Annotated in this window: 17 protein-coding genes; 6 read left to right on the forward strand and 11 right to left on the reverse strand. The window is 60.0% G+C overall.

What is annotated here, in order from left to right; translation table 11 throughout:
* The first annotated feature begins 82 nt into the window (after positions 1-82).
* The 6 genes from J2X54_RS00550 to J2X54_RS00570 all read left to right on the forward strand — a co-directional run bounded on the left by J2X54_RS00550 (position 83) and on the right by J2X54_RS00570 (position 5,478).
* Positions 83-541 carry a CBS domain-containing protein gene (locus tag J2X54_RS00550; protein ID WP_070249845.1) on the forward strand — a complete coding sequence of 153 codons (459 nt, stop codon included), beginning with the start codon at positions 83-85 and terminating at the stop codon, positions 539-541.
* A 171-nt stretch (positions 542-712) separates the two neighbouring features.
* On the forward strand, positions 713-2,560 hold the full coding sequence (locus J2X54_RS00555; protein ID WP_310176591.1) for a DUF885 domain-containing protein: 1,848 nt from the start codon (positions 713-715) through the stop codon (positions 2,558-2,560).
* 120 nt (positions 2,561-2,680) lie between these two features.
* Positions 2,681-3,349 carry a hypothetical protein gene (locus tag J2X54_RS00560; protein WP_310176593.1) on the forward strand — a complete coding sequence of 223 codons (669 nt, stop codon included), beginning with the start codon at positions 2,681-2,683 and terminating at the stop codon, positions 3,347-3,349.
* 659 nt (positions 3,350-4,008) lie between these two features.
* The gene (locus tag J2X54_RS00565) at positions 4,009-4,221 is read left to right on the forward strand and encodes a DUF6434 domain-containing protein (RefSeq protein ID WP_310176595.1); all 213 of its coding nucleotides are present in this window, start codon (positions 4,009-4,011) and stop codon (positions 4,219-4,221) included.
* Between the two features lie 27 nt (positions 4,222-4,248).
* The gene (locus tag J2X54_RS25705) at positions 4,249-4,554 is read left to right on the forward strand and encodes a barstar family protein (RefSeq protein ID WP_404990869.1); all 306 of its coding nucleotides are present in this window, start codon (positions 4,249-4,251) and stop codon (positions 4,552-4,554) included.
* Between the two features lie 90 nt (positions 4,555-4,644).
* On the forward strand, positions 4,645-5,478 hold the full coding sequence (locus J2X54_RS00570) for a hypothetical protein (protein WP_310176597.1): 834 nt from the start codon (positions 4,645-4,647) through the stop codon (positions 5,476-5,478).
* A 170-nt stretch (positions 5,479-5,648) separates the two neighbouring features.
* Here the strand turns inward: J2X54_RS00570 and tatC are convergent, their stop codons facing one another.
* The 11 genes from tatC to hisC all read right to left on the reverse strand — a co-directional run bounded on the left by tatC (position 5,649) and on the right by hisC (position 12,439).
* Positions 5,649-6,407, reverse strand: coding sequence for a twin-arginine translocase subunit TatC (gene tatC, locus J2X54_RS00575; RefSeq protein ID WP_310176598.1), 759 nt, complete (start codon positions 6,405-6,407; stop codon positions 5,649-5,651).
* Positions 6,407-6,916 carry a Sec-independent protein translocase protein TatB gene (tatB, locus tag J2X54_RS00580; protein WP_070249855.1) on the reverse strand — a complete coding sequence of 170 codons (510 nt, stop codon included), beginning with the start codon at positions 6,914-6,916 and terminating at the stop codon, positions 6,407-6,409. Before tatB ends, tatC begins: the two co-directional genes overlap by 1 nt.
* A gap of 48 nt (positions 6,917-6,964) precedes the next feature.
* Positions 6,965-7,189 carry a Sec-independent protein translocase subunit TatA gene (gene tatA, locus J2X54_RS00585; RefSeq protein WP_070249857.1) on the reverse strand — a complete coding sequence of 75 codons (225 nt, stop codon included), beginning with the start codon at positions 7,187-7,189 and terminating at the stop codon, positions 6,965-6,967.
* A gap of 133 nt (positions 7,190-7,322) precedes the next feature.
* Positions 7,323-7,694, reverse strand: a complete 372-nt coding sequence (locus tag J2X54_RS00590; protein ID WP_070249859.1) for a histidine triad nucleotide-binding protein — start codon at positions 7,692-7,694, stop codon at positions 7,323-7,325.
* Positions 7,695-7,703: 9 nt separating this feature from the next.
* On the reverse strand, positions 7,704-8,042 hold the full coding sequence (locus J2X54_RS00595; RefSeq protein WP_070249861.1) for a phosphoribosyl-ATP diphosphatase: 339 nt from the start codon (positions 8,040-8,042) through the stop codon (positions 7,704-7,706).
* A 4-nt stretch (positions 8,043-8,046) separates the two neighbouring features.
* The gene (gene hisI / locus J2X54_RS00600) at positions 8,047-8,484 is read right to left on the reverse strand and encodes a phosphoribosyl-AMP cyclohydrolase (protein WP_310176604.1); all 438 of its coding nucleotides are present in this window, start codon (positions 8,482-8,484) and stop codon (positions 8,047-8,049) included.
* An 18-nt stretch (positions 8,485-8,502) separates the two neighbouring features.
* On the reverse strand, positions 8,503-9,264 hold the full coding sequence (gene hisF / locus J2X54_RS00605; protein ID WP_310176607.1) for an imidazole glycerol phosphate synthase subunit HisF: 762 nt from the start codon (positions 9,262-9,264) through the stop codon (positions 8,503-8,505).
* 4 nt (positions 9,265-9,268) lie between these two features.
* On the reverse strand, positions 9,269-10,057 hold the full coding sequence (hisA, locus tag J2X54_RS00610; protein WP_310176609.1) for a 1-(5-phosphoribosyl)-5-[(5-phosphoribosylamino)methylideneamino]imidazole-4-carboxamide isomerase: 789 nt from the start codon (positions 10,055-10,057) through the stop codon (positions 9,269-9,271).
* Positions 10,058-10,086: 29 nt separating this feature from the next.
* The gene (gene hisH / locus J2X54_RS00615) at positions 10,087-10,725 is read right to left on the reverse strand and encodes an imidazole glycerol phosphate synthase subunit HisH (RefSeq protein WP_310176612.1); all 639 of its coding nucleotides are present in this window, start codon (positions 10,723-10,725) and stop codon (positions 10,087-10,089) included.
* 8 nt (positions 10,726-10,733) lie between these two features.
* Positions 10,734-11,324, reverse strand: coding sequence for an imidazoleglycerol-phosphate dehydratase HisB (gene hisB, locus J2X54_RS00620; protein ID WP_019924123.1), 591 nt, complete (start codon positions 11,322-11,324; stop codon positions 10,734-10,736).
* A 20-nt stretch (positions 11,325-11,344) separates the two neighbouring features.
* On the reverse strand, positions 11,345-12,439 hold the full coding sequence (hisC, locus tag J2X54_RS00625) for a histidinol-phosphate transaminase (protein WP_310176615.1): 1,095 nt from the start codon (positions 12,437-12,439) through the stop codon (positions 11,345-11,347).
* Positions 12,440-12,442: the final 3 nt, after the last annotated feature.

Raw genomic sequence — 12,442 nt, forward strand, 5'->3', positions numbered from 1 at the left:
TGCACTAAAGCCGAGAACTTCCGGCAGCGGGTATCGTCAAACCGGGAACGGCGCCGCCGGCGCCGCTCACCAGGAGATCGATATGAGCACGATTGCAGAAGTCATGAGCCGCGATGTGACCAGCGTGGCGCCCGACAGCACCATCCGCGAAGCGGCCGAACTGATGGACGACCTCGACGTGGGCGCCCTGCCCGTCACCGAGGGCAGGCGCCTGGTCGGCATGGTCACCGACCGCGACATCACCGTGCGCGCCACGGCCGCCGGCCTGGGGCCGGAAGAAACCGCCGTCAGCGAAGTGATGACCGAAGATATCTGCCACTGTTTCGAGGACCAGGACGTGGAAGACGTGATGCAGGACATGCGCGACATCCAGATCCGCCGGGTGCCGGTGGTCAGTCGTGACGACCATTCCCTGATCGGCATCGTCGCGCTGGCCGACCTGGCCGACATCGGCGCCGACACCGACCCGGAGGAGACCGCCGCTACGCTGCGCGACATTTCCTCCCCCGAGCCGCTCAGCGACGGCGGTGCGCGCACCTGAGGGGCCATCATCATCACCAGCGGCCAGCCCATGCAGTTGCTCCTGCGGGGCAGGTCGCGGAATATGTCGTCTTGTAACGAACGCTCTCAAGCGGGCGGATTAATGATAATCTCCCACGCTTCGACTCGGCTCGCGTGCGGGCCTTGTCACTTTCACACAAGGCTGCATACGATGATCAAGACAAAACTCGCGCTGGCGATGGTAATGGCGGCACTCGCCTTTGCACCGGCCAGTGCCGCGACCCAGAAAAAGTCCGCAAAAACTACAAAAAACACCAAGAAAAGCACCGCCAAGAACACCGCCAAAACGGCTGCCAAGGCCGCCCCCGCAGCGGTGCTGGCCGAGCGCTGGCCGGACCGCCAGTTCGACTCGCTGAGCAACCAGTTCCTTAACGCCCAGTGGCGCATCGATTCGGAAAGCGCGATCTACGCCGGCAAGTACGATACCGCCGCCACCCTGTTCGTGCCTGACCAGGCCGGCATTGCCAGCGAACTGGCCTTTATCGACGAATGGCTCGAGCGCTTCGGCAAGGTCAACGTCAAGCAATTGTCCGCCAAGCAGCGCACCGACCTGCAACTGCTGCAAAACAAGCTCGAAGGCGACCGCTGGCGCCTGACCTCGCTGCGCGAATACGAGTGGAACCCGGCCAGCTACAACGTGGCCGGCCCGCTCGACCTGATCCTCAACACCGAATACGCGGCCCGGCCGCAGCGCCTGCGCACCCTGCTCAAGCGCATCACCAGCATTCCCGCCTACTACGACGCGGCGCGCGCCAACATCGTCAACCCCACGCGCGAGCACACGCGCCTGGCGATCAAGCAGGCGCCCGGCGTGATGGCCGTGCTGGTGGAAGTGAACAAGGCGGCGCAGGCGTCGATCCTGAACGCGGCCGAGAAGCAGCAATTCACGCTGCGCGTGGATGCGGCGCTGGCGGCGGTGAACAACTACGTCACCTACCTGACCGAGCGCGAAAAGCTGATGGATACCAAGGGCCGGCGCAGCTTCCGCATCGGCAAGGAGCTGTACGAGAAAAAATTCGCCTACGATATCCAGTCGGGCAGCACCGCCGAGCAAACCTATCAAAAAGCGCTGGCCGCGCGGGAAGACCTGCTGGCCAATATGGACCGCCTGTCCGACGAGATGTGGGACAAGTATTTACCCGGCGTGGCAAAGCCGGCCGACCGCTATGCCAAGATCGGCATGATGATCGACAGACTGTCCGAGCGCCACGTCGCGCGCGAGAATTTCGTCACCGAAATCAAGCGCCAGATTCCCGAGTTGCAGGCCTGGGTGATCAAGCACGATCTGCTCACGCTCGACCCGAACAAGCAGCTCGAAGTACGCGCCACCCCGGCCTACCAGGCCGGCGTGGCAGGCGCCAGCATCGACGCGCCGGGTCCGTACCGGCCGCAGGACCGCACCTACTACAACGTCACCCCGCTCGACGGCGCCACGCCCGAGGCGGCCGAGAGCAGCCTGCGCGAATATAACCACTGGATCCTGCAGATCCTTAACATCCACGAAGCGATTCCCGGCCATTACGCGCAGCTCATCTACGCCAACAAGTCGCCGTCGATCGTCAAGTCGATCTTCGGCAACGGCGCCATGGTGGAAGGGTGGGCCGTGTACGGCGAGCGCATGATGCTCGAATCAGGCTATGGCGACAACGCGCCGGAGATGTGGCTGATGTACTCGAAGTGGAACCTGCGCAGCGTGACCAACACCATCCTCGACTACAGCGTGCACGTGCTGGGCATGACCGAGGAACAGGCAATCGACCTGCTCACGCGCCAGGCCTTCCAGACCCGCACCGAGGCCACCGAGAAGTGGCACCGGGTGCAGGTGTCGTCGGTGCAGCTGACCAGCTATTTCAGCGGCTACAGCGAGATCATGGCGCTGCGCGAAGAGCGCAAGCAGGCGCTGGGCGGCAACTTCAATCTGAAACAGTTCCACGAACAGTTCCTCAGCTACGGCAGCGCGCCGGTGCGGGTGATCCGGGAATTGATGATCAATAAGTAAGTGTCGGCGAACAATAAAAACGGCTCAAATGGCCGGATTTGGCCAGATGCGGTCGGTAAAGTGATGCGCGGAGCAGCAAGATGGCGTCGCGAATAATCATCAAAGTACTCAAGGGAACGTATGGGAACCTACGGCGCTGGTTTATTTCACGACGATACGGCGAGTGACGTGCGAGAAGACTTTCTCAATCGACTCCGGGAGGGACATTCTGCGGAGGAGGCGTCGAAGGCGCTCTTGTGTGCGTGGTCCTCGTCCATTGACGATACCGACGACGGCCCGGTGTTCTGGGTGGCACTTGCGGCCACACAATGTGAGTATGGATGCTTGCAGTCGGAAGTTTTACACCACGCGTTGGCGGTAATCGACCGCGACTCTGACCTGGGTAGGTGGTCAGGCAAGCTTCTTGAAAAACGGCGCGGAATCTTGGCAGAACTGCGGACAAAGTTACTCGGGCCGCAGCCTAAAGCCCGTCGCCCGAGAAAGATTAAAAAGGCTGAGCCAGTACCCAGCCATGAAGTCGCATCCCCAGATGGACGCGGCAAGGCAGTGGCATTCAGTATGCCCGGCGCGGCATTTATGCAAGTCTATCTAGAGCGGGAGGTCCGCGAGTCGCGCGGCGGGGGCAGCGTGTTCGTCGCTTATTGTGCTTTCGATGACGTGGAAATGGAGTGGATGTCGGGGCCGACGTTGCACATTTCCTATCCAGCCGGTGCTGTGGTACAGCAGCAATCCAGCCAGCACTTTTACTTTGGCGAGATAATTCCTATCGTTTACCGGTTGAAGGAATAAGAAAACGACACCGATACACGCCGACTGTTGCTGGCCAATGCCTCCACTCTTAACCAACTGCTGCTTCGGGCGACAACGGCGTGTCGGGTCAGGCCATGATTTTTTCGCAATGGCAACATGCTATGCTAGCCCGACCGGCCAAGAACGGCCAGAAGCACATCGACCTATCACATGAGCAATTGATGATGACTACGGATTTCCAATTTTCTTATGTTGATAATTGGCTCATCGCCCCTGGTGCTTTCTGGGCCCATGTGCCGGTAGTTGGCAAGCCCGGAACGTTTGAACCACCGGCACCCACTGAGGTTCTTCATAAAGGTTACGCACTGCTACAGGTTGAATTCCAGTCGGCTACACTTGTCTTCAGCTCTGCAGCTCAGTTAGAGCATTACATTGATATATTGGCTCGAAAGTTACTGCCGACTACCCGTCAGCTGTCTGTGCAAAGAACCAGTGATGCTGGACCAAATGGGCACTGGCTGAGCAGACTACCAAGTAATTTGAAGACTCCAAGGACGCGTTCAGAGTTGGTTCGTACGTTAAGGGCGGCCCGAGACTTCGCTTCCTCAAGCGCTCCGGGCGGATGGTTTCCCAGATGAGTCGCGGACACCTATCGGCCAAGAGCAGCCACACGTCCTCAATATTAGGAAGGATTGGAGATGAAGTTCGATTGGCATGGTGGAGAAATTTCGCGTACAACGGAAATCGATTCTGATTACAAAAATACGCAAAACGTTCGGCGTTTTCTTTCCCAGCAATGTGGGCCAGATTTCAAGTTTGACCGCGAACTGATGGCGTGGGTGCGCAACGGCATTGCGAAGAACATGGGCGACGTGGCGGACGAATGGATGCGTCGTGTAAGGCGCGGCTGAGTTCGGCCACTACCGGACATTCGAATTATGGGGGGGGAGTTGAAAAGATTTACTTTGGATTGCGAATCTGTCCAAGCGGACGGGGACTTCTGGGACCTCTACTGTGAAGTCGTTCGCCCTGAAGATGAGGGATATTTTGGACGGAACTTAGATGCGTTTTGGGACGCGGTTTCGGCAGGTGGGCCCGGTTGGCCTGGCGAATGCCAAATTGACTTGGTAAATTCAAGCGGATTTGCAAGAAAAAATCCTCGACTGTTCAAGGGGCTGCAACGCATAGCCCAAGAATTAGGCGAGAATGCTAACGTGAGAATCGTGATTCCAGCGGCACTGTGATGTGTTCGATGTGCACCTTTCGACAAAAAGCGGACCCTGCCCGCAATCTCTTTCAACCTGGATATCGTGACCGAGCATGGCAGACCTAAGATGAATACAAATAGACCTGCGTGGTTCGACGGAATCAGCTGCGAAGGGGGCCCTGTCATCGTTGCAAACCTCGATGATTTCTTGCAGTGGCGTGGCAGCGAACGGTTCGACCCGTCGGACGCAACAGAAGTGCACTACTGGTCCCCATTCACCGCTGAGTTGCCACAACAGTGGCAGCCCAATGGACCATCTGGGCACCAGTACATCTCTTGCGCCAACCCGGTCCAGACACGTGAAACGCTGATGGCCTTTTTGACTGAACGCTGGCCGGGCACAACGGTGGACCGTAGCAATAGCGGTTGGCGTGCTGTTCGTCCAGATGGGAGAGCCCTGAACGCTTCGCTGTCGCCGGATAGCGAATATGACCGAGCTATCCGCGATCTGGGCGCTGACGGCGTTCACATTTATAGTCAAGGCGCATCTGGCTATCTTTGGAGTGCTTGTCCCGGTATGGTGCGCATTGATATCGACGAGACACGGCGCTGTCTGTTGCTATCCCAAGTCGAGTACGCCGACGATGAGACTGATGTGCAAGTCGCCTACACGCACGCACGTAGCGCGCCATACAATCACATGCAGCCGAGCCAGCAATATCAGATTACTGAAGGGTCCGTCGTCGTGGCGTGGGCACCTAATAGTGCACGTGATTGGTCCAGGTCGAGAAGCTCCATGGAAACAACGTGTGCACTTCCGGGGACGCTGCTTGATTTGTCTATAGACGGTAGCGGAGCATTGCTGTGGCTCGAACCAGGCCTTTATCAATCGACTTTGCAATATCACGAGGAAGGCAGCTGGGCAGTGTCGTGGTGCCGACTGCAGCGTCTTGATCGGTAAGTTAAATCGACTTGTAGTCAATGGGTGAGGGTCCGCTTTGGGGAAAGCAGCCATTTGAATAACACGAAAATCTTGGCCCCTTACGTTATCCCAAACTGACTCATGGCCAAAACACCCACGCAAAAGCCCCGCAGTGGCGACACTGCGGGGCTTTATTTTATCCGGCGATATTACGATTGCTTTTCTTCGGGGGCAGTCGACATCTTGACGAACATCGGCGCGACCAGCAGCCCCAGTTCAAACAGCAGCCACATCGGAATAGCCAGCGAGAACATCGACATCGCGTCCGGCGGCGTGACCACGGCAGCGATGACGAAAGCGCCCACGATGGCGTACGGACGGATTTCCTTGAGCTTGGCCACCGACACCAGCCCGGTGCGCACCAGGATCACCACCACTACCGGCACCTCGAAGGTGGCGCCGAAGGCCAGGCACATCGACATCACGAAGTCGAGGTAGTTCTCGATATCGGGCGTGACCGCGATCGACGTGGGCGAAAACTGGGCAATGAAGTGGAACACGCGGCCGAACACGAAGAAATAGCAGAACGCCACGCCGGCCATGAACAGCAGCGACGACGAAATGACCAGCGGCGCCACCAGGCGCTTTTCGTGCATGTACAGGCCCGGCGCGACGAACGCCCACATCTGGTACAACACCCACGGCAGCGCGATGATGATACCGAGCACGATGGTCACCTTCATCGGCACCAGGAACGGCGAGGTCACGCCGGTGGCGATCATCTTGGAACCGACCGGCAGCGATTTGATCATCGGCTGGGCGATGAAGTCGTAGATTTGCGCGGGGCCGGGCCAGAACATCAGTGCGGCAACTACTACCACCACGCCGATGGCAGCCTTGACCAGCCGGTTGCGCAGTTCGACCAGATGGGAGATGAAGGTCTCTTCGCCTGTGTTTGGGGTAGTCATCAGTAAAACGAGTTCTGGATGTTGCCGCGTGGGCGGAACCGGGCAACGCGCGCGGCGCCGGACGTGACGTGCAGCTTGCCGCCGTGGCGTTGCTTGTACCAGCCCGGCACGGCCGAGTTGCGCACCAGCTTCTTGCGGCGGAACTCACGCGCCTTGCGCGCCAGGTCATCGCTGCTCACGGTGGAAAACGAGGTAGAGGCCGAGGAAATGTCTTCCATGGCGGGCGTGTCGTGCCAGGCGTTTTGCACCTCGCTGAGGTTTTCCGCGATGGAGTTTTCAACGTCGCTCTTGATGCTGTGCGCGGCGTCCTGCACTTCCTTTTGCAGGTTGCGCAGCTCTTCGAGCTCGATTTCGCGCGTGACTTCGGACTTGACGTTGTTGAGGTAACGCTGGGCGCGACCATACAGGTTGCCGGCCATGCGTGCCACCTTGGGCAGCTTTTCAGGGCCGATGACGATCAGCGCAATCACGCCGATCACCGCCATTTTGGTAAGACCGAGATCGATCATAGGACAGAAGCGTCAGCTCGCGCGGCCCCGCTGGGGGGCCGCTGCGGCTTACAGCTTGTTTTTCTCTTTGACGTCGACGTCGATGGTGCTCGGGGTGGCCGGCGGTGCAGGCGGGGCGACCGGCTTGTCCTCGTCGCTACCCTTGACGCCATCCTTGAAGCCTTTGACGGCCTTGCCGATGTCACCACCCATATTGCCCAGCTTTTTAGTGCCGAAGATCAAAATCACCACCACCAGAACAATCGCCCAGTGTATCCAGCTCATCGAACCCATCTTATTCCCCTTGGCGGCGCAGTGCGCCGGTTAACCTGTTGATCCAAAATGCAGCGACAGTATACGTCAAGCTTCGCGTGTCATGTGTATGTCATGCAGCAAGCCTTGTGACCAGTTATCAAGCTGACAGGTGTTAGCGTTCGCCACGCCATGGGTGGGCGCCGCCGATCACGTGCATATGCAGATGGTACACCTCTTGTCCACCGTCAGGCCCACTGTTGATGACGGTCTTGAAGCCGGCCACCGGCTGACCTTGCTCATCATAACTGACCGCGCAACCGAATTCCCCTGCAAGACGGGGGGCCAGCGCCAGCATTTTGCCCAGCAGTGGCGCATCGTCCACGGTGCAGTCGGACAAGGTGGAAAAATGCTTTTTCGGGATCACCAGCAAGTGCACCGGTGCGTGCGGGTTGATGTCCTTGAATGCGTACAGGTCGTCGTCTTCGTAGACGGCGGTGGAAGGGATTTTCTTTTCAGCGATCTTGCAAAACAGGCAGTTTTCCACGGGGGCTCCTCAATCCTTGCGCGAGTTTTTCTCTTCGATACCCGAAACACCTTCACGGCGCGCCAGTTCGTCCAGCACTTGCTGCGGCTTCAGGTCGAATTGCGCCAGCAACACCAGCGTATGGAACCACAGGTCGGCCACCTCGTACAACACCTTGTCAGCTTCGCCAGAGACGCGCGCGTCCTTGGCTGCCATCACGGTCTCGGTGGCTTCTTCGCCGATTTTTTTCAGGATGGCGTCGTCGCCCTTGGCGTACAGCTTGGAGACGTACGACGTGGCGGGGTCGCCGCCGTTGGCCAGCTTGCGCGATTCCATCAGCTCGGCCAGGCGGTCCAGGATAGTGCTCATAAACTTAACTCGTTTTCGGTTTGGTATAGATGTCGCCCGGATCTTTTAATACCGGCTCGGCGTTGTGCCAGTCGCCGCCCTCGGCGTCGCCTTCAAACTTCTGGTAGAAGCACGAATGGCGGCCGGTATGGCAGGCGATGCCGCCGGCCTGCTCGATCTTGAGCAGCACCACGTCTTCGTCGCAGTCGAGGCGAATTTCCAGCACCTTTTGCGTATGGCCGGACTCTTCGCCCTTGTGCCACAACTTCTTGCGCGAGCGGCTCCAGTACACGGCTTCACCGAGCTCGACCGTTTTGGCCAGCGCATCGCGGTTCATCCAGGCGAACATCAGGACGTCGTTGCTGCCAGCCTCCTGGGCGATCACGGGCACCAGGCCGTTTTCGTCCCAGTGGATTTTTTTCAGCCATTTGGCCTTGGCAAGGCTGTTCGGGGGGGTGGACATGTGGTTTCCGCTATTTGCTTAATCGAGGCGCATCGGAATGCCCTGCTCTGCCATGAAGCGCTTGGCTTCCTGCACCGTGTGCTGGCCGTAGTGGAAAATGCTCGCTGCCAGCACCGCGTCGGCCTTGCCCAGCTTGACGCCGTCGGCCAGGTCTTGCAGGCCGCCCACGCCACCCGAGGCGATCACGGGAATGCCGATGGCGTCGGACACGCCGCGCGTCAAACCCAGGTCGAAGCCGGACTTGGTGCCGTCACGGTCCATGCTGGTGAGCAGGATTTCGCCGGCGCCCAGTTTTTCCATCTTGACCGCCCACTCGATGGCGTCGATGCCGGTGGCCTTGCGCCCGCCATGGGTAAATACTTCCCACTTGCCGGGCGCGACCTGCTTGGCGTCGATGGCCACCACGATGCACTGCGAGCCGTGTTTTTGCGAGGCGTCGAACACCAGCTGCGGATTCGACACGGCCGACGAGTTCATGCTGACCTTGTCCGCGCCGGCGTTGAGTAGGCGCCGTACATCGGCCACCTCGCGCACGCCGCCACCGACGGTGAGCGGAATGAATACCTGCGAGGCCACGGCCTCGATGATGTGCAAAATCAGGCCGCGGTTGTCGCTGGTAGCGGTGATGTCGAGGAAGGTCAGTTCGTCGGCGCCCTGCTCGTCGTAGCGACGGGCGATTTCCACCGGGTCGCCGGCGTCGCGCAGCTCGGTGAAGTTGACGCCCTTGACCACGCGGCCATCGGTCACGTCCAGGCAGGGAATGATGCGTTTGGCAAGCATGTAATCAGTCTTCCGGGTAATCCGGCAGGTCGCCGCTGAGTTCGTCGGCACGCAGTTGCGCCGAGGCCAGGTCGATCGTGCCTTCGTAAATCGAACGGCCGCAGATCACGCCTTCGATGCCTTCGTCCTGCACCGCGCACAGGGCTTCGACGTCGCCGATATTGTGCAGGCCGCCCGAAGCGATGACCGGGATCTTGACCGCTTGCGCCAGCTTGACGGTGGCTTCGATATTGACGCCACCCATCATGCCGTCGCGGCCGATGTCGGTGTAGATGATCGATTCGACGCCATAGGCTTCGAATTTCTTGGCCAGGTCGATCACTTCGTGGCCGCTCATCTTGCTCCAGCCGTCGGTCGCGACCTTGCCATCCTTGGCGTCGAGGCCGACGATGATGTGGCCGGGGAAGGCGCCGCAGGCGTCGTGCAGGAAGCCCGGCTCTTTGACCGCAGCGGTGCCGATGATGACGTAGGTGATGCCGGCGTCGAGGTAGCGCTCGATGGTGTCGAGGTCGCGGATGCCGCCGCCCAGTTGCACCGGGATTTCGTCGATATCGTTTTCTTCGGCGAATTCCTGCACCACTTTCAGGATGGCCTTGACCGCGCCTTCATTCTTCGGCTTGCCGGCAAAGGCGCCGTTCAGGTCCACCAGGTGCAGGCGGCGCGCGCCTTGCTTGAGCCAGTGCAGGGCCATGTCGGCCGGGTTGTCCGAGAAAACGGTGGCAAGTTCCATATCGCCTTGCTTGAGGCGAACGCAGTGACCGTCTTTGAGGTCGATGGCAGGAATGAGCAGCATGATAGGTCTGGGGTCTAGGGAAGTTGGGGTTAAGGGTTCCAGCGGACGAAATTACGGTACAGCTGCAGACCGGCCGCGGCGCTCTTCTCCGGGTGGAACTGCGTGGCAAAAATATTATCACGGGCGACCGCGCAGCTGAACGGCGCGCCATACGTGGTCAGGCCCACGGTATGCTCGCTTTGCTCGGGCTGGGCGTAGTAGCTGTGGACAAAGTAAAAATAGCTATTGTCCGCAATGCCATCCCACATAGCATGAGACGCGTTTTGCTGCACTTGGTTCCAGCCCATTTGCGGCACCTTGAAGCGCGAGCCGTCCTGCTGCAACTGGCCGTCGAGCTGGAAGCGCACGACCTTGCCGGGCAACAGGCCCAGGCCGGCGGCGTCGCCTTCTTCACTGCCGTCGAACAGCATCTGCTCGCCGATGCACACGCCCATCAAAGGCTTGCTGCGCGCCGCTTCCAGCAACGCGTCCTGCACACCGGACTCGCGCAGGCTGCGCATGCAGTCGGGCATGGCGCCCTGGCCGGGCAGCACGATGCGGTCCGCGCTCTGGATATCGGCCACTGCGCCCGAGATCAGCACGTTGGCGTCCGGGGCAACCGCGCGCAGCGCCTGCGCGACCGAACGCAGATTACCCATGCCGTAATCAACTACTACGATTTTTTTCATGATAGTTCTTACAGAGTGCCCTTGGTCGACGGGATGGTGCCGGCGGCGCGTGGATCGAGTTCGGACGCCATGCGCAGCGCGCGGCCGAAAGCCTTGAACACGGTCTCGCACTGGTGGTGGGCGTTGGTGCCGCGCAGGTTGTCGATGTGCAGGGTGACCAGCGCATGGTTGACAAAGCCGCGGAAAAATTCCAGCGTCAGGTCGACGTCGAAGGTGCCGATCATGGCGCGCGTAAACGGGATGTGGTACTCGATGCCTGGCCGGCCCGAGAAGTCCAGTACCACGCGCGACAGCGCTTCGTCGAGCGGCACGTACGAGTGGCCGTAGCGGACGATGCCCTTGCGGTCGCCAATGGCCTTGGCCACGGCCATGCCCAGCGTGATGCCCACGTCTTCCACCGTGTGGTGGTTGTCGATGTGGATGTCGCCGGTCGCTTCCACTTCCAGGTCGAACAGGCCATGGCGGGCGATCTGGTCGAGCATGTGGTCGAGGAAGGGCACGCCGGTATTGAGCTTTTGCTGGCCGGTGCCGTCGAGGTTGATGGAGACGCGGACTTGCGTCTCGTTGGTATTGCGGGTGATTTCTGCGGTGCGGTTCATGAGGGGGCTCGCGAGGTTACTCAGGCTGCCAGCGATGCGGCGAAGGCATCGAGGAAGGTGGCGTTTTCTGCCGGGGTACTGACCGTGATGCGCAAACAATTGGTCAGCACAGTATGCATTTTACTCACATTTTTAATTAATACCTTGTGAGACAGTAGTTTCACGTTGGCATCGTCGGCATTGGGCACCCGGATCAAGATAAAATTCGCCGCCGACGGGAAAACCTCCACGCCGGGAAATTTTGCCAATGCAGCCATCAGATCGGCGCGTGCGGCGCGCAACGCGGTCGCTTGCTGGTTCAGCACCTCCACGTGGTCGAGCGCGAATTCGGCCGCCGTCTGCGTCAATACGTTGATGTTGTAAGGAGGCCGCACTTTGTCGAACTGCGCGAGCAGCTTGGGGGCCGCCGACATGTAGCCGAGCCGAATGCCGGCCAGTCCCAGCTTCGATACGGTGCGCATCACGACCAGGTTGTCGAACTGCGGCAGGCGGTCCATGAAGGTCTGCTGGGCAAACGGCTCGTACGCCTCATCGACCACGGCCAGGCCAAAACCGTCGAGCGCCTTGATGATGGCGACGATGTCGCTCTCGGCAAACAGGTTGCCGGTGGGGTTGTTCGGGTACGACAGGAACACCAGCGCCGGCTTGTGCTGTTCGATGGCCGCCAGCATGGCCGGCAGGTCGAGCGTGAGGTCGGCTTTCACCGGCACGCCCACGTAGTCCATACCCGCGTACTGCGCCGAGCGTGCGTACATCACGAACGACGGCGTAGGCGACAGCACCACCGCGCGGCGCTCCTGCTGCGCGCAGGCCATGCACAGGATAGCGATCAGTTCATCGGAACCGTTACCGAGCATGACGTCGTAGCCGGCCGGTACGCCCAGCGTGTCGCGCACCTTTTGCCTGGTCGTGGCGTAGGAAGCCACCGGGTAGCGGTTCAGGGTGGCGGCAGCCAGGCGCGCGCCCAGTTCCTGCAACAGGTGCTCGGGCAGGTGGTACGGGTTTTCCATCGCATCGAGCTTGATGAAGCCACTCGCGTCGGCCACGTGGTAGCCATGCATGGCTGCCACGTCCGGGCGGATGGTATTGGCTACGAGGGTGTCGATGGCGGACATCTG

Source organism: Duganella sp. 3397, assembly GCF_031456625.1.
Classification (GTDB): domain Bacteria; phylum Pseudomonadota; class Gammaproteobacteria; order Burkholderiales; family Burkholderiaceae_D; genus Rugamonas; species Rugamonas phyllosphaerae.